This window comes from Brevibacillus fortis (assembly GCF_003013395.1).
GTDB lineage: Bacteria > Bacillota > Bacilli > Brevibacillales > Brevibacillaceae > Brevibacillus > Brevibacillus fortis.
This window is the reverse complement of the sequence record NZ_PXZM01000036.1, coordinates 237,716-262,637: the sequence shown is the minus strand read 5'-3', so window position 1 is coordinate 262,637 and position 24,922 is coordinate 237,716. Positions and strand designations below refer to the sequence as shown.

The 24,922-nt window shown below is 44.9% G+C and carries 24 protein-coding genes and 2 riboswitches; of the genes, 8 read left to right on the top strand and 16 right to left on the bottom strand.

Annotation, left to right across the window (positions count from 1 at the left end; all coding sequences use genetic code 11):
- Positions 1 to 41: 41 nt before the first annotated feature.
- From C7R93_RS21860 to C7R93_RS21845, 4 genes are all read right to left on the bottom strand, one after another.
- Entirely contained in the window at positions 42 to 1,343 is a 1,302-nt protein-coding gene (locus tag C7R93_RS21860; protein ID WP_106840794.1) for a CapA family protein, read from the bottom strand.
- 39 nt (positions 1,344 to 1,382) lie between these two features.
- Positions 1,383 to 2,270, bottom strand: coding sequence for a MurR/RpiR family transcriptional regulator (locus C7R93_RS21855; RefSeq protein ID WP_106840793.1), 888 nt, complete (start codon positions 2,268 to 2,270; stop codon positions 1,383 to 1,385).
- A gap of 158 nt (positions 2,271 to 2,428) precedes the next feature.
- The gene (locus tag C7R93_RS21850; RefSeq protein ID WP_244191611.1) at positions 2,429 to 2,794 is read right to left on the bottom strand and encodes an SH3 domain-containing protein; all 366 of its coding nucleotides are present in this window, start codon (positions 2,792 to 2,794) and stop codon (positions 2,429 to 2,431) included.
- A 406-nt stretch (positions 2,795 to 3,200) separates the two neighbouring features.
- Positions 3,201 to 3,716, bottom strand: a complete 516-nt coding sequence (locus C7R93_RS21845) for a GrpB family protein (protein ID WP_106840791.1) — start codon at positions 3,714 to 3,716, stop codon at positions 3,201 to 3,203.
- Between the two features lie 179 nt (positions 3,717 to 3,895).
- On the opposite strand from C7R93_RS21845, the gene C7R93_RS21840 reads away from it, so the two are divergent.
- The 5 genes from C7R93_RS21840 (at position 3,896) to C7R93_RS21815 (ending at position 9,692) form a co-directional block, all read left to right on the top strand.
- A complete protein-coding gene (locus C7R93_RS21840; RefSeq protein WP_106840790.1) occupies positions 3,896 to 5,161 on the top strand; it encodes an IS110 family RNA-guided transposase in 1,266 nt (421 codons plus the stop codon).
- A gap of 1,175 nt (positions 5,162 to 6,336) precedes the next feature.
- Positions 6,337 to 6,678: a GntR family transcriptional regulator gene (locus C7R93_RS21830; protein ID WP_106840788.1), complete on the top strand. Its 342-nt coding sequence runs from the start codon at positions 6,337 to 6,339 to the stop codon at positions 6,676 to 6,678.
- Positions 6,671 to 7,507, top strand: a complete 837-nt coding sequence (locus C7R93_RS21825) for an ATP-binding cassette domain-containing protein (protein WP_106840787.1) — start codon at positions 6,671 to 6,673, stop codon at positions 7,505 to 7,507. Before C7R93_RS21830 ends, C7R93_RS21825 begins: the two co-directional genes overlap by 8 nt.
- 42 nt (positions 7,508 to 7,549) lie before the next feature.
- Positions 7,550 to 8,239, top strand: coding sequence for a permease (locus C7R93_RS21820; RefSeq protein WP_106840786.1), 690 nt, complete (start codon positions 7,550 to 7,552; stop codon positions 8,237 to 8,239).
- Between the two features lie 85 nt (positions 8,240 to 8,324).
- Positions 8,325 to 9,692, top strand: a complete 1,368-nt coding sequence (locus C7R93_RS21815) for an alpha/beta hydrolase (RefSeq protein ID WP_208637842.1) — start codon at positions 8,325 to 8,327, stop codon at positions 9,690 to 9,692.
- Positions 9,693 to 10,173: 481 nt separating this feature from the next.
- Here the strand turns inward: C7R93_RS21815 and C7R93_RS21810 are convergent, their stop codons facing one another.
- The 6 genes from C7R93_RS21810 to nrdI all read right to left on the bottom strand — a co-directional run bounded on the left by C7R93_RS21810 (position 10,174) and on the right by nrdI (position 19,030).
- Complete coding sequence (locus tag C7R93_RS21810; protein ID WP_106840785.1) at positions 10,174 to 11,868, bottom strand: YcdB/YcdC domain-containing protein; 1,695 nt, start codon at positions 11,866 to 11,868, stop codon at positions 10,174 to 10,176.
- Between the two features lie 504 nt (positions 11,869 to 12,372).
- A complete protein-coding gene (locus C7R93_RS21805) occupies positions 12,373 to 12,849 on the bottom strand; it encodes an acyl-CoA thioesterase (RefSeq protein ID WP_244191610.1) in 477 nt (158 codons plus the stop codon).
- Positions 12,850 to 12,872: 23 nt separating this feature from the next.
- Positions 12,873 to 15,164, bottom strand: coding sequence for a 5-methyltetrahydropteroyltriglutamate--homocysteine S-methyltransferase (gene metE / locus C7R93_RS21800; protein WP_106840784.1), 2,292 nt, complete (start codon positions 15,162 to 15,164; stop codon positions 12,873 to 12,875).
- Between the two features lie 145 nt (positions 15,165 to 15,309).
- Positions 15,310 to 15,507: riboswitch (cobalamin riboswitch) on the bottom strand.
- An 85-nt stretch (positions 15,508 to 15,592) separates the two neighbouring features.
- Positions 15,593 to 16,543, bottom strand: a complete 951-nt coding sequence (nrdF, locus tag C7R93_RS21795; protein WP_106840783.1) for a class 1b ribonucleoside-diphosphate reductase subunit beta — start codon at positions 16,541 to 16,543, stop codon at positions 15,593 to 15,595.
- A gap of 56 nt (positions 16,544 to 16,599) precedes the next feature.
- A complete protein-coding gene (gene nrdE, locus C7R93_RS21790; protein WP_106840782.1) occupies positions 16,600 to 18,684 on the bottom strand; it encodes a class 1b ribonucleoside-diphosphate reductase subunit alpha in 2,085 nt (694 codons plus the stop codon).
- Entirely contained in the window at positions 18,671 to 19,030 is a 360-nt protein-coding gene (gene nrdI / locus C7R93_RS21785) for a class Ib ribonucleoside-diphosphate reductase assembly flavoprotein NrdI (RefSeq protein ID WP_106840781.1), read from the bottom strand. The genes nrdE and nrdI overlap by 14 nt, the downstream gene beginning before the upstream one ends.
- A gap of 162 nt (positions 19,031 to 19,192) precedes the next feature.
- Positions 19,193 to 19,392, bottom strand: a riboswitch (cobalamin riboswitch).
- 170 nt (positions 19,393 to 19,562) lie between these two features.
- Here nrdI and C7R93_RS21780 point away from each other — a divergent pair.
- Positions 19,563 to 20,384 carry an alpha/beta hydrolase gene (locus C7R93_RS21780; RefSeq protein ID WP_106840780.1) on the top strand — a complete coding sequence of 274 codons (822 nt, stop codon included), beginning with the start codon at positions 19,563 to 19,565 and terminating at the stop codon, positions 20,382 to 20,384.
- 29 nt (positions 20,385 to 20,413) lie between these two features.
- Here C7R93_RS21780 and C7R93_RS21775 read toward each other — a convergent pair whose 3' ends face one another.
- From C7R93_RS21775 to tlp, 4 genes are all read right to left on the bottom strand, one after another.
- Positions 20,414 to 20,926 (bottom strand): ACT domain-containing protein, encoded by a 513-nt coding sequence (locus tag C7R93_RS21775; protein WP_106840779.1) that lies wholly within the window; start codon positions 20,924 to 20,926, stop codon positions 20,414 to 20,416.
- 37 nt (positions 20,927 to 20,963) lie between these two features.
- Entirely contained in the window at positions 20,964 to 21,293 is a 330-nt protein-coding gene (locus C7R93_RS21770) for a hypothetical protein (RefSeq protein ID WP_106840778.1), read from the bottom strand.
- A 21-nt stretch (positions 21,294 to 21,314) separates the two neighbouring features.
- A complete protein-coding gene (mnmA, locus tag C7R93_RS21765) occupies positions 21,315 to 22,427 on the bottom strand; it encodes a tRNA 2-thiouridine(34) synthase MnmA (protein WP_106840777.1) in 1,113 nt (370 codons plus the stop codon).
- Positions 22,428 to 22,567: 140 nt separating this feature from the next.
- Complete coding sequence (gene tlp, locus C7R93_RS21760; RefSeq protein WP_106840776.1) at positions 22,568 to 22,786, bottom strand: small acid-soluble spore protein Tlp; 219 nt, start codon at positions 22,784 to 22,786, stop codon at positions 22,568 to 22,570.
- Positions 22,787 to 22,911: 125 nt separating this feature from the next.
- Between tlp and C7R93_RS21755 the strand changes: the two genes are divergently transcribed.
- Positions 22,912 to 23,127 (top strand): hypothetical protein, encoded by a 216-nt coding sequence (locus C7R93_RS21755; RefSeq protein ID WP_106840775.1) that lies wholly within the window; start codon positions 22,912 to 22,914, stop codon positions 23,125 to 23,127.
- A gap of 3 nt (positions 23,128 to 23,130) precedes the next feature.
- On the opposite strand, the gene C7R93_RS21750 is transcribed toward C7R93_RS21755, so the two are convergent.
- A complete protein-coding gene (locus tag C7R93_RS21750) occupies positions 23,131 to 23,481 on the bottom strand; it encodes a DUF952 domain-containing protein (RefSeq protein WP_106840774.1) in 351 nt (116 codons plus the stop codon).
- A gap of 19 nt (positions 23,482 to 23,500) precedes the next feature.
- A complete protein-coding gene (locus tag C7R93_RS21745; RefSeq protein WP_106840773.1) occupies positions 23,501 to 23,746 on the bottom strand; it encodes a hypothetical protein in 246 nt (81 codons plus the stop codon).
- A 165-nt stretch (positions 23,747 to 23,911) separates the two neighbouring features.
- On the opposite strand from C7R93_RS21745, the gene C7R93_RS21740 reads away from it, so the two are divergent.
- On the top strand, positions 23,912 to 24,919 hold the full coding sequence (locus C7R93_RS21740; RefSeq protein ID WP_106840772.1) for a glycerophosphodiester phosphodiesterase family protein: 1,008 nt from the start codon (positions 23,912 to 23,914) through the stop codon (positions 24,917 to 24,919).
- Positions 24,920 to 24,922 lie beyond the last annotated feature (3 nt).

The following is a 24,922-nucleotide window of genomic DNA, read 5'->3' as shown; positions in this document are numbered from 1 at the left end:
TCACTCCATTTGTCTAGGAAATAGACTGCCACTGCTCCCCACTATTTTGAAAGTCTCACGCGCCCAATTCCATCCGTGATCTCGATCACTGTGCCATATGGTTCACTCAAAGTCTTGAGCCCCTCCAAGATCGAGGTATCGCCGCTTATTTTCGGCCACCCCATACGATGTACGGGCTGATCAAAGCCTAATTCAATCGGATGCAGCTCCAGTTCGAGCAGTTCACCATCTTGCATTTTCCACAAGGGAATAACCGACTCCCACACCTCTTTGTGCACACATAGTCCGCGTGTGTAGTTGGCACTCATCGCTTCCAAGGCATCTGCCACATTATGGGTGTGGTTCAGGCCATAGTGCTCGTAGAAATCAGCGGGCTGACTCGTAACAGCTTCTGTCTGAAAAATAAAATCTCCCAAGCTGTAAAAGATCGGCCGATTGTTGTAGATTTCAATGCCACGCAATAAATGGGGGCCGTGTCCTACCACAGCGTGTGCGCCCGCATCAATGCAAGCTTTTGCAAATACAGGCAAGAAATCAGCCGCAACCTCTTTCGCATCACCTTTCATCTCATGAGCGTGAATACTCACGATAACGTAATCAGCCCGCCTTTTTGCCTCCTCAATCGTTCCCACGATTCTGTTCAGATCGCGCGGATGCGGATGGGTAGTCGTCCCCTCTTCGTCGCTTACCATAAAACGTGCATTTCCGAACAGAAAGATCTCCTTGCCCGGATCGTTCATGAAGCCTTCCTCGATCAGAAGCTTGTTGAAGGCGTTAATGTCCGTTGATTCCGCAATAGCTTGCAAATCAGCCAGCTTTTCTTCCGTAATGTGATGTGTCATCACATAGCGCATCGGATTGATTCCTGGTCTGCCGATACTATCCGAACGCTGATCTCCGGCCGCCCACCATGGATGAAAGGTCGACGTCGCGGCGATCAAGGCTACCCTGGCCCCTTCGCATTCGAGATAACGCGGTGCTCCCGCTTCTGCGAGATTTTTCCCTGCGCCAGCATGGACAAAACCATACTCATTGAGATACCGTTCGGTTGCTTCCAGTCCCCCATACAAATAATCGAGTGTATGATTGTTCGCCCAGCCAATCATGTTAAAGCCATAATCTTTCATGACTTGCAAAACGGAAGGTGGTGACATCGCCCACGTGCCTCCGCTCTGCGCGCTGGGATAGCCCTCGTTATCGTGTACAGTTGTCTCCAGATTCGCAATACGTACGTCTGCACGGTGCAGCAAATGGGATACTTCTTGAAAAGCTTGATCCTTGTATGGCAGATTGCGTGTAATGAAGCTGTCGCCAGTCGCTGTGAACCAAATCGGCTTGATCATTGGCAGAATTCCCCTTTCCCTTTGCATACCTTTCCGATCTCAATAGATCGAGAAGTCTTCCTCTTCCTCTCCGACAAAAGAATATAGCTTCGAGCTGATTTCATCATAGTGCTGCAATCGTTTCTGGACATTTTCCGCATCGTGGAGCATCACGCCTTTGATCAAAACATTCAGTATGGAGAATAATGTAGGCATTCCGCTAGTGGCAACAGGCTGCGGTGTGGTGATTTTCAGAAGATGATCTGCGACTTGACTGATGGGGGATAGCTCGCCTTCCGTAATCGCCAAAACCTTCGCCCCCAGCTCTTTCGCTGAGTGGACCATTGCGACCGTCTCACTAGGATGACGAGGAAATGAAATCGCAATGACTAGCCATTCTTGATCTCGTTCGGTGAGAAAGTAATCCGCGTTATCAACTGCTCCCGTATACAGATGCGTGTTTCCTTTGATCGCATTCAACGCCTGGAACAACCATTTTGCAGGGATATGGCACCAACGAAAGCCTACCACTACGATTCGTTTTGCCTGCACGATGCTCTTGACCACCTCTTGGAGCAACGTGTAGTCAATTTGCTGCAAGCCTTGTTGGAGATACGCAATATCACTCTCCATCACTTGATGTGCGTAATTGCTCAGATCGAGTGTAACCTCTGTGTCTCGATATTTCTGGATCGGCCCCTTCCTCTGGTCTCCTATTAAAAGAGACTTTTTGATTTCTTCCTGAAGCTCTGTGTATCCCGAGTAACCTAATGCATAACAAAAGCGAATGACAGTCGCTTCACTGGTATTCGTAAACTCCGCGATTTTTTTGGCGGTATGGATCGCTAGTAGGCTTGGCTTTTCAATAGCGATCTTACAGATGATTTTTTGGCTTGCTGTCAGCTTCCCATACTGCTTCCGAATCCGTTCTTTTACGAGTTGTGCCATGCTGAAGCTCCTTTATCATTCTAATTTGTTTTAATTTTGAGAATAGTATATCTCTTGCAATGAATGACTTCAATACTTCTCGATAAATGTAGTTTATGCTTCATTTTGGCAGTCTGTAAAAAGGGACCTCCCCAGTTGGAAGGCCCCTTCTCTTCTCTTTATTGTTCCGTACTGAGACATTCATTTGGAATCCAACCGCATTCCCCTGTGCTCTCTAATTCGCACCAACTCCATCCGTTTAACTCATGCAGAAAGATTACGCGATCACCAGCGTCCACATTTAGCTCTTTTGCCGTGTAAGCAGCGGTCAATATCCCAATCTCTCCATCTTTTTCAATGATTTGCTCTGGTACCCAGCCCTGCAACTGTTCATCCACGGTGTAGCAATACCGCCAATTGTGCCAATTTTCCGGACCATCATACAGCTCTCCCATTCGAACTCTTTGTCCTTCTACAAGTGTAATTGGATTGGGGTACTTGGTTCGATGATTTTTGATTACGACATCGTTTTTCCTTGTCATCATTGAACACCTCGCTAGAATAGGAACGTATATTCTTATTATATCTGAACTCATGTGCGTTGGTAGATACTTTTGCACGAAGACACGATCAATGATACTTTAGATTCAAATTAAGCTAATATCAAGCTACACTATTCAGCTTCATCTGGATTAAGCCAATCACCACCTTAACTCCTAGAAGTCAATCCTTAAAACCGTAGGGTACCATTCCATGACTTCTAATTATAGAATATGGTAGTTAATCGAAAGGCTTCAAACATGACTGAAAATCATAACAAGGACAAACCCCTGTAGGAAAACCGTATTATCAAGACCTAAATTAAAAAAATACAGTAAAATAAAAGGCGGACACATAATATATATGTATAATATGTGTCCGCCTTTCTATCAGTTCAACTATCGTGTCCCGTTAGTTGAATCCTAAACTGTCCAAAATTGAATTTATAAACTCAGTTTTTTCATCCGTATACAGTAGTTTATCTTTTTCGTGTTTCTGGGAGAGTTTCACTTTCAACTCTTGATATTCGTTTAGTGCTGCGTCATTTTTCAATAAATAGTCTCTAAATGCAAGTATCTTTTCTAGATACAAACTGCCTGTTTGGAACATGTGAATTTGATGAGTTCTTGGCTCACCCTTACTGAAATAATGTCTGTCGGGAAGTATGTTTGTTCCCCTATAAGCATATCCAAGCCTCTCTAAGCCTTGGACACATTCACTCCCATGTTGATAATCTTTTAATTCAATTCCAATATCAATTATAGGTTTCGCCGATAAGTTTTTCACAGCCGTACTGCCTATATGGTGGACTGCCAAGATAAGTTCGCCAAGTTCATTTTCTATCTGTGTTTTCTCCCTTATAAATTCCTTCTCCCACTCTGCCGTCCAAGCGATAAGAAAGACTTTACCTTTGGGTAGCCCTAGCACTCCTATCACCTCTGCATCAAATTAATCATTCTATTATAATCCAAATTCGTTGAGCGTAACTGCCCGTTAGATTCCTGTAAAACGAATAATATGGCGTTTGAACAAAAACGAGCGCCTCGGTAAGATGGGGTTGCACACGAGGTCATAGCCTCAAAAACCCATCAGGAGGTCGCTCTTCTATGAAGTTTAAGGCACAGGACAAGCAAAATCAACTAATTGAAAACATTACTGTTCATCACCTAGTTGTCGGGGTAGACATTGCTCAAGACACTCACGTGGCTCGTGCCGTCAGTTTCCGTGGAATTGCATTAGGTACCCCACTTGCGTTTAATAGCCATCTTGAAGGCTTTGAGCAGTTTGGCCGCTGGATCCAGGATCTATTCAAAACCTATACACTTAACAAAGTCATTGTCGGTATGGAACCTACCGGTCATTACTGGCTGAGTCTGGCTCGCTGGCTTGCTTCTCAAGGCATTGAGGTCGTTCTAGTAAATCCCCATCTCGTCAAAAAGAACAAGGAAAATCAGGATAATACCCCATCTAAAAGCGACCGTAAGGATGCGCTTGTCATTGCAGATATGGTAAAAAACGGATATTACTCCCCTGTTCGGTTTCCTTCGGAAACTTTTGAGGGACTACGTATTCTAATGGCTAATCGGGAAACAGTTACGAAACGCCTAAACAGCGCTGTTAATCAAATTCATCGCTGGGTCGACATTGTCTTTCCTGAACTGCGTCAGGTCTTTAAAATCCTTACCTGCACCAGTTCTATCGCAACACTCAGACTCTTTCCCTTACCGAAAGAAATCAGTCGATTATCCACTGATCAAGTCCTTGCCGGTTGGAAGCAGTTTGTGAAGCGTCATGCTGGTGTTAAACGAGCAGAGCAACTCATTGCACTAGCAAAATGCAGTGTTGGCACTACCCAGGCGCTCCACGCTTACAAACTTCATCTGGGTCAACTGCTTGAGGAATATGATTTGGCGTTGCGTCAACTTGCACAAATAGAGCGTGAGCTCCATCTCATCCTTGAATGTATTCCTTATGCGAAGAAACTACTCGAAATTCGTGGCGTTAATGTAACGGGCTTAGCGGGTGTTCTAGGCGAGGCCGGCGATCTAAGCGGCTTTGCACACGGAAATGCTCTACTACGGCATGCAGGCTTAAACCTAGCTGAAGCAAGTTCTGGGAAATGGCAAGGAAAGATGGTGCTTAGCAAACGCGGCCGCCCACGTCTGCGTCATTTCCTTTATCTCATGACAATGTGCATGGTGATGACCAATCCAGAAATTCGAGCTTTACACCGCTACAATGTTGAAGAAAAGAAACTAAAAAGAATGAAATCCATTATGAAATTATGCGGTAAAGTAGCGCGCATGCTTATCGGTCTTGCAAAAAGCAGCGAAGCTTATAATCCGACCAGAGTATTTCCGCAGGCAGCATAAAATCAGCTTCTTCTCACCAGTTCATGTATTCGCAGGATGTTAAAGAAGCACGGAGTATCGGGAGACGTTACGCAAAAGGGCTCGGACCCGTTCCGTTAGAAAGACCGACCTCCATCCCCTTAGTTTAGATGTGACGAAGGAATGAAAGGACTTAGACCCGTTGAGACATGGGAGCGAAAATCGCTAGGGCGAGGTGGAGACGTGCACAAATGGAACAATTTGGGTGATTGCATCTCACCTCTATTTACGCATGCCCTTCTTATGTTCCCCAAGCCACAAGCGCCTCCATTGAATCTTCTAACACACTTACATAAGGGTGAAATCCTGCGAATTCATGAGCTTGAGTGAGGATACTGAATCACTTCGAGGGAGCGTAACAAAGCTACCGATCATCTTCTCGGCAGCTTTGACTTGGTGTGTTTTTACGTTATCAAACCCGTAAGTTCAAGTAGTTATCAGTTATCTTGAACAGTATGATTTGCCCCATTGCATGAATTTCTCCCATATCATTTCATCGAATACTGCGTATTTATCCAGTTGGTAGTGCTTCCCAAGTTCTATCCATTCCAAATAATCAAAATTAGATGGGTATCGTCGTACACTAATAAGCTCAATTAAGAGTCCCTCAAACGCCATATCATACTCAGCATGCTTATAAAAATGCATGACTTCCTCGAGATCATTAATGCTAAACAGTTCTTTAGAGGATAGAATACAATTTTTTAGACTTGTTCAAATGGTCCCATTACGCTTCTCCTATGAGTTCGTTTTAGTTTTACAGATCGGATACCATATTTATTAAGCTTTTGCCACTACCTCCAACACCTTCCTCACCCTCTGTACTAAAGATGGCTCCAAGAGAAATACGCATGTGTAATATTTGGCATTAGAGGTTAGTAACACCTCTTTACGCTGATGCTAACTACACATTATTGAACAAGGAAAAGGTACAAAATATAGATTAATCATTGATTTTCTTACCTTTATACCAAAGATTATTATTGAAAACACTCAAGACGCTGCACCTGTTATGAACAAATTGCATCACTATCACCGTCCTACATTGACGAGCACCCACCACAAATATCCAACTTGACATGTGTAAAGGTCTATTGTAAATTGGGTTAGTGACTTGAACCATTAACCATATAACCTTAAGAAATACAGGTGGTGCAATGAGAACTGAGAAACCCGTATTTGCACAGGTTGCAGAGATGATTGAAAATGACATTTTATCAGGAACATACAACCCGGATGACTTGATTATTTCAACCACTCAAATTTCTAAACTTCTCTCAGTAAATCCAACTACATCGGTAAAGGCTGTTAGTATTCTCGCAGATAAAGGGGTCCTCTACAAAAAGCGTGGAATCGGAATGGCAGTCACTCACGAAGCAAAGCAAATCATATTGAATGAGAGGAAAAAAGAACTGTTAGATACGCTGCGACAATCGGTGAAAATTGGTATCTCACGAGACGAAATTATTAAGTTAATAAAGGAGGAAATCGATGATTAGTCTATCCAATGTAACCAAGAATTATGGAAAAAACATTGGGTTACGGAACTTTTCCGTAACCCTGGATTCACCCGGCATCTATTGTCTGCTGGGTAGAAACGGAGCAGGCAAAACGACCTTTCTCAAATTAATTGCAGGTCACCATAATGCTAGCTCCGGTAAAGTCACAGTGAACGGAAATCCAGTGGATATGCTTCATATGCCGGAGCAAGTCCATTTCGTTGCTAGTGATGCAGAGCATTTTAACATGCGTATTAAGGATTTGTTTAAGACGGCAAAAGAATTGCATAGTCAGTTTGATATCCATTTTGCAACCGAGATTTCTCAAAGATTCAAACTTGATTTGAACAAAAAATATGAGCAAGCATCTTTTGGGATGAAGGTTATGGTCAATACGATTCTTGGTATGGCCAGCAACAAAGCAGTAATTATTCTGGACGAACCGGTTTTAGGCTTTGATGCTATCACTCGTAAAAATTTTTACGACCTCTTACAGGATTGTAACGAACAGAAACAAAAAGTGATTATTGTTTCCACGCACCTGATAGATGAAATCTCCAGAGTAGCAGAAAAACTCCTTATCATTGACCAGGGAGAACTCAAATTATATGCCGATACTACCGATATTGATGAAATGGCCTATTCCGTAACAGGTCCGGCTAAAGTCGTCGAGCAGTTGACTCAAGGTCTGCATATAATCGGTGCAAAGAAAGTGGGTGGATTTGTATCGCAATACATTTTTGACAAGCCAATTGAGGATACAGATATGGTAATGGTTTCGCCATTGGGTCTACAGGATTTCTTCATTAGTCTTGTTGGGGAAGAATAAAAAGGCTTTCGTGAAGAAACATAGAATGAGGAGGAATAAAAGATGAATGCACTAGCAGTAGCAAAATTGAATTTTAAGAAGGTCAAATTATCTTACTTCATTTTTTTAGGGCTGATCGGCCTACAACTAATCAGCTATATCATTAATAATCTATTCAATACATCTAATGAAGGGGGCTTTTCGCTTAGCTTTGGTTTTTACTCCTATTTCATCATCTTAATAAGTGCTATTCTAATACCCGCAAGGAATTTCCGAAAGCTTATGAATTTTAACGTGAAGAAGCTCGATTATACGAGAGGTGTCGTAATCAATTATGTTGTTTTCTCTTTCGTTATTTCTCTATTTACTGCGTTTTGTTACTTTTATTTAGATAAATCCCTGCCTGTAGGTACCAATGGCGTTGTCGCCAATCCATTTACAGTCTTTGGTTGGAATAACAATGGTGCTATTGTTGCCTTTATTCGCCACTTTGTATTCTTGTTCATGGTTGCTTTGATTGTTCACACACTTACTACTATCCAAGGAACTTGGTATGGCTGGCTTACGAATATTTTAATTGTAGCCGTCATTAGTGTATTTACACCGATTGCTTCACTTAGAAAAGTATTGGTCTCAATATTCGATACTTTAATCTTTACTCCAAACGCGGTCATTCAAATCTTAGGTTGTCTTGGGGTATCAGTTGTTGTCTATATTTTATGTGTTCTGGCCGTGAGTCGCAAAAGAATCTAAATCAGTTAGACTCCAAAGGCACTTCTCTACTCCCTGCTTTCTGCTGTACACACTATGAAACTACTTATAAATGGAGGGTAATATAATGAACAAATTTTTCCAACCTATTATTGCGGGTGCAATCGTACTCTCGCTTGCAGCATGCTCCACGACTCCGTCAATGCCTAATGAACTTTCACAAAATCAAAGCGCAACTCAACGTTTTGATGAAAAGACTTTGAAAGTAAAAAGCGCTGCCTATTTAGAGCAGTTTCAAAAGCAAGATTTCGATCAACTATATGTAAATGTAACGGATGAAATGGCTAGTAAACTGTCAAAGGAAGAGTTTGCCAAAAAGTGGAACAATCTTTTCGCTCAATTAGGATCTGCTCTAGATGTTGAATCCGAAGCATTTAATTTGGATGACAAAACTGGGAGATTATCTATTACTACCGTACATCGAAAATTTAATTTGCAATCTACTTTTGTGTATACGGAGAATGGCAAAGTATCCGACATTCAAAGTCAACTGCAGCCACTCATAGTTAAACCACAACAAAGCGACAAATGGGCGGAATCTTCGATTAAGGTTGGGAATTCGGAGAAAAAATTGAATGGGTTGCTCACTCTTCCAAAAGGAATAGAAAAGCCACCTGTAGCAATTTTGCTCTCTGGCTCCGGTCCTAATAATATGGATTCGATTATTGGCACAGGTCTTAATCGTCCCTTAGCGGATATTGCACATGGCCTTGCTGATAGAGGGATTGCCTCTATCCGTTTTGACAAACGCTCTTACGCCTATCCTAATGAGATCGTCCCGGACATTGAAACTGAATATTTGTTTGATGCTAAGGATGCTGTTCGACTTGCCAAAGAAGATACAAGAATTGATAACAACAGAATCTATCTGATCGGTCACAGCCAAGGTGGTCTAATGGGACCAAAAGTTGCGCAGGACAACCCAGAAATAAAAGCTTTTGTCTCAATGGCAGGTACCTTGAGCCGCTTAGAAGATGCCGTTTTGTCCCAAACTAAAATGCGCTTGGCACAAGATACAACTCTAACGGAAGAACAGAAAAAAGCGGAATTGGACAAGATAAAATCAGAAGTACAGAAGGTTAAAAAACTTGATCCGTCTGAGAACTCCGGTGTTTTACTAGGCTACCCCACTAGTTACTGGAAAAGTCTGAATGCTATTGATGGAGTTAGCATCACCCATAATCTTACCATACCTATGTTTATCATTCAAGGGACAAGTGATTTTCATGTCTCAACTCAAGTAGATTTTAAACTGTGGCAAGAAGCTGTAGCCGGTAAAAACAACGTGAGTATGAAACTTTATCCAGGATTGAATCACCTTTTCATGCCAGGTGGCTCTGCGGATAAATTTGACGGTAGTATTTATAATATACCCGCTCATGTTGATTCACAGGTAATTGCAGATGTCTCTGACTGGATTAACAATCTTCATTAATCCTAAATAGGAGCAGCACTACTCTTTTGAAAAGCTACTCAGGGGTTTGGCCAGGATACACGTATCTTGCTCAACCCCAATATGCAAAACGATTCGCCTTATTGAGAGATCACAAGATTGGAATGTAGATTCGTATTTATTTGAAAGAGGTTTAATTAATTGTGAGAAAAACATTTAATAATCTTTTGTCTGCATCTGTTGCACTTGGTTTGGTACTCTTCACTTCGGCGTGTACATTTGATTCTGGCTTGCAAATGTTCATTTTAAGCGGTTTTCTATCTTCATATTCGTTTCCCTTTGAAAAATAAGTTGTAGACTGGTGGCCAAGTTCGTGTGAGTCTATAACTATATTTTATCGAGTCGAATACTTTATTTTCACAGTCTAAAACAATATTTTCATCGAACACCTTGAGACGACGCCAATGCTAGGCGCACCAAAACAGCCGATATTGCTGTGAGAGCAAATCGGCTGTTGCGTCAATTATTGGCGGGACACCTTGACGAGCTCCCCTGTCGAAGCATCGATAAAGCTATATCCATTCTTCCATTTGCGCTGATAGACCAACTGCGGTTTGGGAGCTCTTTGACCATCATACTGCTCCCACACGTAGACCAGTTCCAGGTCAATTTCTTGTTGAATCGATTCTTTTGCTTCTGCTGCACTTACAATCTTCTTAGAATCTGGAAGGGTAATGCCCGGTTTGAGAGGCTGGAGGTTTAACTCTGTAATTGTACCCGTTGCCTTGTCTACACCCACCATATAAGACTCGTCAGATACTTCGATCCCGTTGCGTTTTCCGAGGAAAGTGAATGAATACTCTTTATCCTCTTCCTTATCCAGCTTGCTCTTGTCTACCCACTCTGGAATATCTTCTTCAGGAGTCTCTACGATAAGCGAGAGCTCAGTTAACGCCGGGTCAAGATAAGGTACGAGTGCTGCGATCGCTTTATTCTTCGCTTTCTCTACACTAATTTTCAACTCTGATTTTCGTTGGTTTGACAAATTCAGATCGAAGTCGATGAGCCGATCACTCTGTTCATCTGTCGTGAGGCTCACCAGCTCAAATGCAGGCGTACCTTTATTTGAATCGTTCATCCAACGATAGGATTCGATTGTCTGAAGTCCTTCTAAAAGATTGTCCTTGTGATCATCGTATTCAAAGGTCGCACCTGAAACATCAATACCAAACTGCGTTTTCAGCCATTTCTCTCCTTGTTCGCGGGAAGCTATTTTGATGCTTTTCCCTTCTCCTTTTACACGAACACCCTCCTCTACCAGTTCAGCTTCTTCCCCTATGACTTTGCCGGTTAGAGCATCGATCCAACCAATGGTATTCAGTTGATAAATAAGCATCGGTTTTTTTTCTGCCGGTTTTCCATTTTGAGCATAGGAAATCGGCTGCTTCGATATGTATACCAGGTCAATCTTAATCTTGTCCTTATAGATTTTGCTAGCTTCCTCAAGTGTTATCGCTTTTTTCGGATCAGGCCAGTTCACTTCGCTAGGACCGATGAAATCATACGCTTCATAGCGAATAATATGGCCAGCATGATCAACGGATACGGAGATAGAGTTGTTGGACAGAGGGATGTCATTGATGAGAGAGTGGTATTTCACGGTGGAGCGAGCCCATTCCAGCTTGTTGCCTTTCCCGTCACCTGATCCTGCTTTTCCTCTGCTGAGTTTTTGTTCGTCCCTCAGCTGTTTTGCTTCCGTACCGAATAAGTCCTCGATAAAAGTTGAAGCCTTGTCTCTGGCAAGCTTTTCTTCCGGATAATCGGTTGATGCCCATGCTGGATTTTGGATATCCATGAAAAGCAGTCGGCCCGTATGCGCATCCAGCTCAAGGCTAACTGAAGAGTATGCGTCATACTCTTCTGTTTCATCTGTTTTTGGCATGTTGGTGAAGTTCAAGCTCCAGATCGGTGACGGATAACCGCGAAAGCTGTCTTCCTCATAATGTTTATCTATTAGTCGATAACCTTTCAACTCTGGAATCGCCTCAAATAGCTTGTCCAGAGAATTCTGAACATATTGGGAATAATCATTTTTTTGAGTCTCTTCCTTTTTCACATCGCTTGCTCCTTGTACCGTTGGTTGATGGGTAGTCCATGCTGGTGCAGAGGCAAGTAAGCACGCCGCTATAACCGACATCATCGATGGATTGAGTTTCATTGGGCACCTCCAAAAAGTGTTCAGATTTGTGGATAAGTTCGGTTTGACCTTACCAATGGTAAGACGGAGGGGCAATTGTTTGTGTCACATATTATTCCAACATTTCAAGATAATATCATTAAAAAGCACGCCCTCGTGTTAATCGACGAGGACGTGTTGGTACCACATAAGTTAAATGTTACTTGAACAATAGCACAAAAAAATGCAGCCTATTTTAGCAATTCAAAAGCTAGGATGGGCTGCTTTTTTCCGCTTAAATTTACTTCTAACACTCCCAAAAAAACCGCCTTTACGTCAAGGGTGATCTGTGACCCGTATGGTGGAAAAGTGCCCCCTTGCGGGTCATTTGTGTTTTAATCAAAGTAATTAAGAATACACTGAGGGATGTATATATGTGTAAAACAGGGCAAGTATTTCAAAGATTTTTAGCGTACATGCAAAATAAAGATGCCCCCGGTGATCTGTTGCAAGCAAGCTGACCAGAGGCATCTATTGTATTTTTACTTACATCTCTACCTTCCGCTTCCTTCTCAATACATGGCGTTCCTTTGCTTTTTCATACTGCATGCGTTCTTCCGCTGTCTCAGGTATGACACCTGGAACAACTGTTGGCTTTCCTTCATCATCGAGGGCAATCATCGTCAAATAGGCACGGGCTGTTATCCGTTTTTCCCCCGTCAACAAATTCTCTGATTCCACCTTCACGAATACTTCCATCGATGTCTTATGGGTCCAAGTAACATATGCTTCCAGGTTGATCGCTTCCCCCGTCTTGATTGGTGCAAGAAAATCGAAGGAATCGCTGGACGCAGTGACAACAGGCTTACGGCAATGTCGCATCGCAGCAATGCAGGCGATCTTGTCCACATACGCCATGACTTTCCCGCCGAAAATGGTATGGTGGTGATTGGTATCCGGTGGAAAGACGAGATCCGTCAAAAAGGTCCTCGATTGTTGGATCGGTCGTGATTCCGTCATCATTTGTATGGCTCCTCCCATGATGTTCATCTTTGCGACTGAGCTGTCAAACGACTCCGAATCGCCTTCGTTGCCGCTACCATGTTGCGCAATGACTGAACCGTTTCATCCCTTCCTCTTGTCTTCAGCCCGCAATCCGGGTTAATCCAAAATTGACCTGGCGGAAGTACTTGTACACCCCGTGCTACCATATCTTCCATTTCTGAAACCGCTGGAATTCGGGGACTATGGATATCGTATACACCGAGCCCGATACCTTTGTCATACGTACTTGTTTCGAAAACAGACACGAGCTCTCCGTGGCTTCGGGAAGTTTCAATCGAAATCACATCGGCATCGAGTTCGCTGATGACATCCATAAAATCATGGAATTCGCAATAGCACATATGTGTATGAATCTGCGTTCTCGGCGCAACAGTGGAGGTCGCTAGACGAAACGCTCTGACAGCCCATTCGAGATAAGCTGCTTGCTCTTCTTTTTTCAGCGGCAATCCTTCGCGAAGTGCTGGTTCATCGACTTGAATCATGAGAATCCCCGCCTCTTCCAAGGCTTCTACTTCTTTTCGCAATGCCAATGCGATTTGATCGCACACTTCTTGTCTGGAGACATCGACTCGAGGAAATGACCAATTTAAGATGGTAGCAGGACCTGTTAGCATGCCTTTCATTGGTTTTTCTGTCAAGGATTTTGCATACACACTTTCCTTGACCGTCATCGGTGCAACAAACTCCACATCTCCGTAAATAATTGGTGGCTTCACGCAACGTGAACCATATGACTGAACCCAGCCATTTTTCGTGAACAAAAAGCCATCGAGCTTTTCGCCAAAATATTCCACCATATCTGTTCGTTCGAACTCCCCATGGACGAGGACATCCAGACCCAGCTCTTCTTGTATATCGATCCATTCCTTGATTTGCGCCTGAATGAAAGCATCGTATTGCTCCACTGTCCAGTTCCCTTTTTTAAACTGTTGTCGGGCTTGGCGAACCTCCGACGTCTGCGGGAAGCTTCCGATTGTAGTCGTTGGCAGCAATGGCAACTTCCACATCTTTTGTTGAATCTCTCGACGTTCGAGATAAGGAACACTTCTTTCAGGATTTTCAGCAGCCAGTTGACGTAAAGCCTTCTTCACTTCCTGTCGATTCCTTGCTGGGGAGAGTGCCACCTTGAGCAAGTCTGCTTCATTTTGGGCGATCTCTTTTGAAATCACATATTTTCCATATCGGATTCCTTGGACTAAGAGCTGTACTTCCCCCAGCTTTTCGTCAGCAAACGCCAATGCAGGTACGACTTCCTCTGGCAAGTCACCCTCTCCTTCAACCGATACAGGTACATGTAACAAGCTGCTGGACGGCTGGAGCCACAGCTTTTCGAGTGGTACAATCTCGGATAGTTCTTTGACTAGCTCCCATTTCTCCTCAATAGACGCACGCCATATGTTTCGACCATCGATGATTCCCGCCGCAAGAATCTTGTCTGCTGGAAACCCGTTTGTTTTCAGATTGGCCAGATTGCGCTTCGCTCCGTGTACAAAATCAAGACCGATTCCTTTTACTGGTAAGGAAACCAGCTCCTTGTACCAATCGACTGCTTCAAAATAGGTTTGCAGCATGCACTGTAGATGCGGTAGAGCCTCACCGATTTGCGCATAGATGCGTTTGATGATGGCGCGATCATGCTCCGAGACATCCAGTACAAATGCAGGCTCATCGATTTGCACCCATTCCACGCCGTGTAGCTCCAATTCCCGGAGAACGTCTATGTAGAGTGGAACAAGTTGATCCATGACGCACTCAAATTCGTTTTTCTCATATCCTTTAGACAATTTGACAAACGTATACGGGCCTACGATGACAGGCTTTCCGATGATTCCGAGCTTTTCTTTGGCCTCCAAGTATGCCTGGAGAGGCTTGTTCTCCGTTATGACTGGTTGTCGTTCACCGAACTCCGGGACGATATAGTGGTAGTTCGTGTTAAACCATTTCGTCATTTCACTGGCTACCGCTTCCTTCGAACCGCGAGCCATGGCAAAGTATGTCGTTAAGGAAACCGGACCTCCCTCGTATTCATAACGCTTAGGGACCATTCCAAACATCACAGCCATATCCAGCATGTGATCATAGTACGTAAAGTCACCCACAGGGATCAGTTCAACCCCTTTTTCCTGCTGACGCAACAGGTTTTGGTGACGGATTTGCTCCATTTGCTGAACCAGGCTCGCCTCATCGATGGCGCCTGCCCAAAATGCTTCCAATGCCTTTTTCCACTCCCGGTTCTCCCCGATCCGTGGATATCCCAAATTGCTGCTTTTCATGAGCTTCCTCTCCATTCTTTATTCGATCTTGACTCGAATCCGCCCAATAAAAAAGGCATCTCCAACGATCAAAAAGAACGTTAGAAATGCCAAATAAGCACTGAGATCACAGCATCCTAACACCTCCCTATCTCCCGTAGGTTAAGCAGTGTCGTCGAAACAGGCAGGTCTCCTGACTTTGGGATCATCATCTGCACATGCCTTCCCAATCCGTTTAGATCAGTGGCTGAAAATGTGCCGACTCCCCTCATACAGTGGCGGGACCGTGTCGGATTCTCACCGACTTCCCTTTTCATCCTTGGTCGCTCTTTCTGACCAAAGAACCTGTTCCCACTCCTATGAAGTTGTAAGATTATGTGAAGTGCCCTTAAAAACTAGCAAGGCAACATTCTTTTCATACAGTAACACAGAATCCAATTTTTGTCATACTAAAAACGAAAATCGTCATCCGTCAATGGCTCTACGTTCAAGGTACGGACATAGCCATTTCCTTTTTTCGAGAAGAAGTCATGCTGCTTCGTCTGCGTGCGAATACCGTTCAGCACGATCGGATTCACATCTTCCTCCGGGAATAGCGGCTCCAGCCCCAGATTCATCAACGCTTTGTTCGCGTTGTAGCGCACATACACATGAACCTCGTCAGCCAATCCGATTTGCGTATACAACGAAGTCGTATAGGCCTCTTCATTTTCTTGCAGTTCATGCAAAAGGGCATACAGCTCCTCTTTTGCTGCGGTCTGCTCGACTACACTCAAACCTTGATATACTTCTTGCGCGAGAACGCCGACATAAAGTCCATGAATGCTCTCGTCGCGAACGATCAGGTCGATGATTTCTCCGCTGCTTGTCATCTTGCCTTGACCAGCCAAATAGAGCGGATAGAAGAAGCCGCTGTAAAACAGATAGCTTTCCAAGAAGACGGACGCTACCATTGCCATGTACAAGTCTTTCGGTTTCTCGATTTCCTGATAGCGTTTAGAGATGAGGGCCGCTTTCTTTTGCAGATCCGGATTGTTTTCTACCCACGAAAAAATACCGTCAATTTCTTCAGTCGTTGCCAGCGTGGTAAAAATACTGCTGTACGATTTGGCGTGGATTTGCTCCATCATGCCCATGAAGGCGAGGACCGCTTTTCTTTGCAGTCCATCGACATGCTCCATGATCTTCGGCATCCCTACCCCACCCTGAACCGTGTCCAACAAGGTGAGACCGCCCAATACTTTTTTATACGTTTCCCGTTCAGTCGCACTGAGCTCCATCCAGGACATCTTGTCATCTGACAGTGGGATCTCATCATCTGTCCAGAACTGCATGATGTTTTGATTCCAAAACGTCATCGTAAAATCGTCGTCCGGCCTGTTCCAATTGACTGCTTTCATATGGCGTTCCTCTTCTCTTTTTGCTTGATGCTTTTCCTTTTTATGAATCGGTTTCCCTAAACTGCGCAGCTAATGCACTCTTCTACAGTCAAATGCTTCGTACGCGTATAGTAGAGTGACTTCAGACCTTTTTTCGCTGCGTAAATGTAATAGCGAGCCAGTTCTCTGGTAGAAATATTGCTGTTCACGTGCAGCACAGTCGAAATTCCTTGGTCGACGTGCTCTTGAATTTCTGCAATCAGATCAATCACTTTGAATTGATCAATGACATACGCCGATTTGTAGTAAAAATAGTTTTCCTGCGACAAGTACGGCATCGGGTAGTACGTCGTAGAGTTGGCATACGTTCTCGTTTCGATATGCTCGACGATTGGCATCACGCTAGAAGTCGCATTTTGAATGTAGGAAATGCTCTGTGTCGGTGCAATCGCCAAACGGTACGCATGGTAAACGCCATGCTTTTGCACCTTTTGCTGTAGTTCCGCCCAATCCGCTGGCGTCGGAATGTGCATCCCATCGAAGAGGAGCTTTCCTTTTTCCGTCTGCGGGCTGTAATCGTTCGTCACGTATTTGGTAAAATAAGTGCCTTTAGCATATTCCGATTGTTCAAAGCCCAAGAAGGTCTGGCCTGTTTCCTTAGCAATTTCCATGCTCTTTTCCAAGGAGTAGAAGTTCATCATCATGAAATACGTACGAGCGAAATCTTTCGCTTCTTCACTCTCATAGGCGATTTTGTTCTTTGCCAGATAGCCGTTTAAGTTCATCGCCCCGAGACCTACTGAGTGCAGCTCACGGTTCGCTTTTTGAACGCCTGGAGCGTTTTCTACACGCGTCATGTCACTCACGGCTGTAATGGCTTCGATCCCTTCGTGGACGGATTCACGGATCATCTTGCGTTCCATCACGTTGACGATATTGAGCGACGCGAGATTGCAGCTAATATCTCGACGGATGATGTCCATCTCGCCGTAATTGGTGATCGTCGAAGTCTCCTGCAGCTGGAAGATTTCCGTGCACAGGTTGGACATTTTCACTGATCCGAGATCTTTCAGCGCATGGTTGTTGTTCGCATTCGTTTTGTTCATGATGTACGGGTAGCCCGATTCCATTTGGATCATCGCGATTTTGGTCAACATCTCGCGTGCGCTCATCACGGTCTTTTTCTTGATTCGATCATTTGCCAAGAGTTCCTCGTACATGTCATCGAGGTCCATATCATCCAGATGCACGCCGTATTCTTTGTACACGGAGTACGGAGCAAACACAGTCAATGGCTTGTTTTCCTCAGCCAGCTTGTAGAAAACGTTTGGTACGATCAGGCCGATGGACAACGTTTTGATGCGTGCTTTTTCATCCGCATTGATCTTTTTGCAATCGAGAAACTCGTTGATATCCCAGCCGAAGATGTTGTAGTACGCTGCACCCGAGCCTTTGCGTTGTCCCATTTGATCCGCGTAGGAAAATGCATCTTCCAACAGCTTGAGAACTGGCATGACACCTTTTGCTGCGCCCTCGACGCCTTTGATCGGCTCTCCTCGTCCGCGAAGCTTGGACAGGTTCACGGCTACACCGCCGCCAATTTTGGATAGCTGCATACAAGTTCCCAGAATAAAGTTGATGGAGTTCAGGGCATCATCCATTTCGAGCAGGAAGCAGGAGACCATTTCTCCACGGCGGCTTTTGCCTGCATTCAGGAAGGTTGGTGTTGCTGGCTGCAAGCGTTGATCCATCATGGAAATCGTTAAACGCTTGGCGAGCTCAAAGTTACCTTGTCCAAGGGACAGTGCCACAACGGCCACCCGGTCTGGATACTGCTCCAAATACATCGATTTATCGTTCGTTTTCAAAGCGTAATCTTTATAAAATTTGGAGATAGCCATGTACGAAGCAAATTGAAAATCAGCGTCATAGGCCAAACGGAAAACTTCATCGACCTGTTCAACAGTGTAAGTTTCATAGACGTTTTCATAGAAATCATTCTCGATCAAATAGTCCATACGTTCTTTGACACTGCCAAAGGTCATCGTGTTGGACTGCACTTCTTCCATGAAGACCGCAACCGCTTCCCGATCCTTTTCCAGTTGGTAAAATCCGTCGTTGCCACGCTGCATCAGTTCGTTGTTCAATTCAATATGCCGCAATTGCTGCCACCCCACTCGTAAATTGTTCCACGTCACGGCCGGTACCGGACAGTTCAAATTTAGAAATCACCGGAACGCCATATTGGCTTGCGATCGTATCCGCACTTTTGGCAAAGCTAGTCCCCCAGTTGCGGTTCCCGCTGGCGGATACCCCGCGCAGATGAACATGATTTCGCTTCAGGAACGTCGCCACCTTCTCCGGCACTTGTCCGAATCCCGTCGTGTATGTAATCAAAATGAATGGCTCGTCCACCACCATATCTTGATCAATTTCCACATGTGGCAAATTAATTTTGTTGACGAATCTTCGGACATTTCCTGTTTTTGAATCATAAGCGATTAACATGTCCCTCATCCTATCCTGCTTTTTTTACTCTGTATGTATGTTATTTAGCCAAAGTAAAAGCGCATCCGACGTTTTACATGCCGAATGCGCGTGATGACTTCCATCTAGCAATTCGCCAATGCGAATTGAGCGCTCGAACACTTCCCTATCTCCCGTAGGTTAAACAGTGCAAGCGGTTAGGCAGGTCTCCTGGCTTTTGGATCATCGCTCCATTTTCACCTTCCCGATCCTTCATGATCAGTGGCATTCTCTCGCAAATGGAACTCTCTCATTACAGTGGCGGGACCGCGCCGGATTCTCACCGACTTCCCTATTAAGTCTACCAGATCTGACTGGTAAACACCTCACCGCATCAATATGTAGTTGGTAAAACTTACTTTACCTCAATATATCGTAGGAGTCAAGATCAGTATGCGCTCTTTTCGAAAACTAACTATTCTCCTTTTTCGGCTATTGCCAATCTCTGGTTTCCGTCCATATAATAGATTTTGTGCGTGTTGGTTAGCCTTGGAGAGATTGGAGTGTAGCCCTCATGAAAAGCACCGACTATCAACCTGTTGTCATTCCTCGTTCTTACAGTAAAATCATGACTTATCAAGAGCGTGACTATCACATTTTCGTAAGTATACCTGCCGATCCCCCTCCGGAATCAGGCTTTCCCGTCATATATTTGCTAGATGGCAACTCTGTTTTTGCAACCATGACAGAAGCGATACGGATACAATCACGCGGTCCTGAGCGAACCGGCGTGTGTCCTGCTATCGTCGTCGGGATTGGATATCCAACAGACGGGCCGTTCCATCCTGCCCGTTTCTTTGATTACACGTATGAGGTTCCCGTCTCAGAGCTTCCTGGCAACCCAAGAGGATCTGAGTGGCCTCAGATGGGGGGAGCTGAGCAGTTCCTCACCTTTTTGGAGGAGGAGCTCAAGCCTAGCATTGAAAGCGACTTCCCCATCGATCGGACGCAGCAAGCGATTTTTGGACATTCGCTAGGTGGCTTGTTTGTCTTGCATGTACTTTTGTCGAGACCACATGCTTTTCAGCGATATATAGCTGGCAGTCCTTCCATCCACTGGAATGAGAGCGTACTGCTTGCGAAGGAGAGTCAATTGCCGACCCTGCTGACCGATGACCTCAACGTCCATGCGCTTCTTACCATTGGGGAATTGGAAAACGATGGCCGATTCTTGGTCAAAGAAAAATCTCTGGCGATGATCGAACGATTGTCTTCCATGGGCAAAGGTCAAATCAACGCTTCCTTTAAAGAATTTGCTGACGAAACTCATTCGTCCGTATTGCCAGTCTTAATTAGCCATGGACTCAAATTCGCTACGAAAAAAACTGCCCGCTAAAATCGGGCAGTTTTTTTATCCTGATTTGCTTACTGTAGAGATAGCACTTTGATGATTTTGGGCAACTCTTCAATGGTAGATACAATCGCCGGTGTAATCTCTTCATCGGTCACAGAAATAAGCAGGGCATTCTTCCCTTTTTGCTCGCGCGATACATTCAGCTTGGATACATTGATTTGATGGTCGGCCAGCTTTTGTGAGACATCATAAATCACGCCGGGATAATCGATATGGTGAACCAACAATCCATGGGCCCCTGGAGGTATGCGACACGCGCAGTAATTGATTTCACTGATGTACACTTCTCTCCAATCCTGCGCAAAGGTGTACTTGTTCACCCCTACCCGCAAAATCGCCAAATGATTCGCATATTCGCCGGAGCTATGTTGGACAGAAACTTTCGTACCGAATCCTTCCACTAATAGCGTTGCGATTTCCTCTTTATTTTCATGAGCAAGAATACTTAATTGTGCACCCGCTAACTCTGGCTCGAGTCTTCGGATCAGTTCAGCCAGCTCACGCAGTCCATCGTATTGGGTCATGTGATGCCTTCACTCTCCCAGTCAGGTTTATCCTTTTTTACGGTAGAATCCATGCTTCGGGCTCTTTTTTAATAGAGGAATTGTTATCAGCACGATACCAAGCCGTCAGCTGTTGCCCATCTTTCGTATAGAGGATACGGTAGATCGTATTACCTTTTCCACTGTTCGTAAATGGACTTTCCTCCAGAGGAACCGCTGTCACTCCACCTGTCGTAACAACCCCGCCCTTCTCCTTGATGACACTATGGATCGTCGCCATATGCTCTTGTCCCAAGGAGGCCATCCCAAAGTAAGCGAGGATCCCCAAGAGAACAGCCGCAGACAAAAACGATACGATAATCACTTTTGATTTTTTCGTAGCATCCACCGAGCGCTTCCCCCGTCTATCTTAGTTCTCTTTATCGACTAAGCGTACCTTGTCTATCGTACCGCCACCCAAGCATACTTCCCCATCATAAAAGACGACGGCTTGACCAGGTGTCACCGCTTTTTGCGGCTGTTCAAAAACAACTTCTACAGTTCCATCCTCCATCAGGTGAACGGTTACTCCCTGATCTGGCTGGCGATAACGGAATTTGGCTGTACAAGTAAACGTTTCGGAAGGCTTCTTATCACTCACCCAGCTAACGTTGGTTGCCAGGAGGCTCTTCGAGTACAGACGAATATGATCAGAACCTTCACCGACAATCAGGACATTCCGCTCCAAATCCTTGTCTACAACAAACCAAGGTTGTCCGCTCGTGCCATGACCTCCGCCTATCCCTAAGCCTTGTCGTTGACCCAATGTATAGTACATCAGTCCGTCGTGCGTACCGATGACTGCTCCATCTACTGTCTCGATATTTCCTGGTCTAGCAGGCAAATAGTTTTGTAGGAACTCGCGGAAGTTGCGCTCTCCAATAAAGCAGATCCCTGTACTGTCCTTCTTTTTCGCTGTATAGAGTCCTGCTTTCTCCGCGATCTCTCTTACTTGAGGTTTCGGGAGATGACCAATCGGGAACATCGTTTTAGACAGCTGTTCTTGGCCCAATACATTCAAGAAGTATGTCTGGTCCTTGTTATTGTCAGCTCCACGAATGAGTTTGTACTCGCCGTCGATGTACTTGACCTGCGCATAATGGCCGGTGGCAATATAATCCGCCCCAAGATCCATGACCTTGCCGAGAAGCTCACCGAACTTGATTTCACGGTTGCACATGACATCCGGATTCGGTGTACGTCCCCGTTTATATTCATCCAAAAAATACTGGAATACCTTGTCCATGTATTCTTTTTCAAAGTTTACCGTGTAATATGGAATGCCGATCTGTTCACAGACGCGCCGGACATCCTGGAAGTCTTCTTCCGCCGTGCAGTGGCCGAATTCATCGGTATCATCCCAGTTTTTCATGAAGATGCCGATGACGTCATATCCCTGTTGCTTAAGCAGGTAAGCCGTCACGGAGGAGTCGACTCCGCCGGACATGCCGACAACGACGCGTGTATCTTCTGGTCGCTTCATAAGTCTTTCTCCTCTTATTCAATTTTGTACCATTACAGATTACCATGTTTCGTAAAACAAATCATGTTTTGTTGCACTTTTGCCCGATAGAATGAAAAAACGCCTGACGCATAGTTGGCGCCAGACGTTTGGTAGCAAGTTTATGCCTGCGAAGATTCATCCTTGATTTCCGCACGATATCCCTCGATGCTTTCTCCACGACGCTGATTTTTTGCTTCGAGGTTTGCTCTTTCTTCATCAGAAATCTCTCCAGCATTAGCCGCCAGGTAAGCTTCGGACTCGCGAATGTTTTCTTCCGTATTGGAAATCATGTTTTGCAGCTTTTCTGCGTTGTCAGAACGGTCATCCGGCTTCGCCATAATCGATACGCCTCCTACAAAGGGTTATATTCAACACCTTTACCATTGTGCGCCAATCATGGTTTCTTTATGTACCCGTGCTATAATAGAAGAAACGGATTAAAACGAAAAAGAGGGTTTCACCTATGGCTTCCTTAGATTTGTTGGAAAGAAAGCTGCTTCGAATCATCTCTGATATTGATCCCGTCCGCCTGAAACGACAATGGGTGAAGGGGAAAAAGGTACCTGAATCCGAAGTGGAACAGCGCATGCGAATCGATCTTCTCTTGCGTAGACTCGACAAGCTACCTGAGGCCAAGCGTCAAGAAGTGCTTGCGCTACTCAAATGGTTTAACTGGTAGAGCTTAGCGGATGGACGTTCCCAGACGCCATTGGCCGTCTATCCGCTTCATTTCCTTCATATCCACGATCGCATCTTGATTCAGCGGTCCGTAGATGTGCGGATACAGCAGTCCATCCTTCGCAGCCTCGTATTTGACTTCCGAAGTCGATTTCGTTTCATCGACAACGAGTACATATAACTCCTCGTCAAACTGTGCGTAGACGCGGTTTGCTACTTTTTCAAGCAACTCGTCCCCTTTTGTCGCGTGAATAAAGCCTTCCTGCTCGTAATCGCGCGGTAAGTAGTGATCCTTATCGAGCCACTTTTCCCAGTAAGCTTTTGGTACCATGCAGTAAATGATAGAGTCTTGCATGTTTCTCCTCCAAAATGAATTATTTTTTAGGCATTGCTTTGTTCAGGTGACGCATAGCTTTATCATAGAACATCTGATCCATTCGTCCCTGATCATATCGCCATTGAATGAAGTTACGCAGAGAGTGCAAATCTACCCAGGCATCCTTTGCTTGCGGATTGCGTTCAGGTACGTCTCCTGTTACTTCACCATCGTAGACAAGCTTTGCCATCTCGGTTGGGTGCATACCGATCTGATAAGCGATTTGGTGTAAAGCTATTTTCATGGTACCTCCCCTTGCTTTCGCATGGATACATCTTATCTTCCGTCTATTGTGCCAGTCTTTTCGAATGATGCCAAGTCCCAAGCACTACTCCCAAAGGATGTACCTTCCTCCCTTGCGTTTTGCTACAATGAACAGAGTATTTTAAGGAAGGGGCCGTATCCCATCATGTCAAAACAACGAGATCAACTACGAAAGAAATGGTTCCTGCGAAAACGCGTCTGGATTCCCCTTCTTTTCATCGCTTTCCTGTTTTTGGGTAACAGCTCTTATCTTGCAAAAGAGCCAGAAGGCGAGCCTTTTTTACTTGCTCACCGCGGGATGGCCCAAACATTTCACATGGAGAACATCACCAATGAAACTTGTACGGCGGAACGGATTTATCCACCGGAGCATCCGTACCTGGAAAATACGATTCCTTCCATGCAAGCGGCTTTTGATGCAGGCGCGGACGTTGTCGAGCTCGATGTACAATGGACCAAAGACAATCAATTCGCCGTGTTTCATGACTGGACGCTCGACTGTCGCACAAATGGTACCGGCGTCACGAGAGATTATACCTTGGCCCAATTACAACAGCTCGACATTGGCTACAATTATACAGCGGATGAAGGGAACACCTTTCCCTTCCGCGGAAAAGGGATTGGCATGATGCCATCTCTCGATGATGTGCTACAAACATTCCCTGATCGCTCGCTGCTTATCCATATCAAGAGCAACGACCCACTTGAAGGGAAAGCGTTAGCGGATGTTTTGGCAGCATTGCCTGCCGAACGACTGGCACAGCTCTCTGTTTACGGCGGTGACAAGCCAATCGAGACATTGAAACAACAAATGCCAGAGCTGCGTGTCATGTCCAAAGCAACACTAAAAAGCTGCCTCATTCCTTACATAGCAGTAGGGTGGTCCGGATATGTGCCCGATGCCTGTTCACAGACTCAACTACATATTCCTGATCAGATTGCCCCATGGCTCTGGGGTTGGCCGAATCGTTTCATGGCAAGAATGGAAGCAAAAGACACGCGCGTTATCTTAGTCGCAGGCAGTGGAGATGTGTCGCAAGGCTTTGATATTCCGACTGATTTAAAACGAGTGCCTGCAAGCTTTACAGGGGGAATCTGGACGAACCGAATTGATTTGATCGGTCCAGCTTTTCACGAAAACGTAGAAAAATAATGA

Bases quoted from the DNA above. Each gene is read 5' to 3' on its own strand.
- metE (WP_106840784.1), bottom strand. From the start codon at position 15,164: ATGAAAAGCAGCAATTTGGGATATCCACGGATCGGGGAGAACCGGGAG.
- C7R93_RS21815 (WP_208637842.1), top strand. From the start codon at position 8,325: ATGAACAAATTTTTCCAACCTATTATTGCGGGTGCAATCGTACTCTCG.
- C7R93_RS21850 (WP_244191611.1), bottom strand. From the start codon at position 2,794: ATGATGACAAGGAAAAACGATGTCGTAATCAAAAATCATCGAACCAAG.
- C7R93_RS21780 (WP_106840780.1), top strand. From the start codon at position 19,563: ATGAAAAGCACCGACTATCAACCTGTTGTCATTCCTCGTTCTTACAGT.
- mnmA (WP_106840777.1), bottom strand. From the start codon at position 22,427: ATGAAGCGACCAGAAGATACACGCGTCGTTGTCGGCATGTCCGGCGGA.
- C7R93_RS21855 (WP_106840793.1), bottom strand. From the start codon at position 2,270: ATGGCACAACTCGTAAAAGAACGGATTCGGAAGCAGTATGGGAAGCTG.
- C7R93_RS21750 (WP_106840774.1), bottom strand. From the start codon at position 23,481: ATGCAAGACTCTATCATTTACTGCATGGTACCAAAAGCTTACTGGGAA.
- C7R93_RS21755 (WP_106840775.1), top strand. From the start codon at position 22,912: ATGGCTTCCTTAGATTTGTTGGAAAGAAAGCTGCTTCGAATCATCTCT.
- nrdI (WP_106840781.1), bottom strand. From the start codon at position 19,030: ATGTTAATCGCTTATGATTCAAAAACAGGAAATGTCCGAAGATTCGTC.
- C7R93_RS21805 (WP_244191610.1), bottom strand. From the start codon at position 12,849: ATGATGACGGAATCACGACCGATCCAACAATCGAGGACCTTTTTGACG.
- C7R93_RS21740 (WP_106840772.1), top strand. From the start codon at position 23,912: ATGTCAAAACAACGAGATCAACTACGAAAGAAATGGTTCCTGCGAAAA.
- nrdF (WP_106840783.1), bottom strand. From the start codon at position 16,543: ATGAAAGCAGTCAATTGGAACAGGCCGGACGACGATTTTACGATGACG.
- C7R93_RS21860 (WP_106840794.1), bottom strand. From the start codon at position 1,343: ATGATCAAGCCGATTTGGTTCACAGCGACTGGCGACAGCTTCATTACA.
- C7R93_RS21810 (WP_106840785.1), bottom strand. From the start codon at position 11,868: ATGAAACTCAATCCATCGATGATGTCGGTTATAGCGGCGTGCTTACTT.
- C7R93_RS21745 (WP_106840773.1), bottom strand. From the start codon at position 23,746: ATGAAAATAGCTTTACACCAAATCGCTTATCAGATCGGTATGCACCCA.
- C7R93_RS21820 (WP_106840786.1), top strand. From the start codon at position 7,550: ATGAATGCACTAGCAGTAGCAAAATTGAATTTTAAGAAGGTCAAATTA.
- C7R93_RS21840 (WP_106840790.1), top strand. From the start codon at position 3,896: ATGAAGTTTAAGGCACAGGACAAGCAAAATCAACTAATTGAAAACATT.
- tlp (WP_106840776.1), bottom strand. From the start codon at position 22,786: ATGGCGAAGCCGGATGACCGTTCTGACAACGCAGAAAAGCTGCAAAAC.
- C7R93_RS21825 (WP_106840787.1), top strand. From the start codon at position 6,671: ATGATTAGTCTATCCAATGTAACCAAGAATTATGGAAAAAACATTGGG.
- C7R93_RS21830 (WP_106840788.1), top strand. From the start codon at position 6,337: ATGAGAACTGAGAAACCCGTATTTGCACAGGTTGCAGAGATGATTGAA.
- C7R93_RS21775 (WP_106840779.1), bottom strand. From the start codon at position 20,926: ATGACCCAATACGATGGACTGCGTGAGCTGGCTGAACTGATCCGAAGA.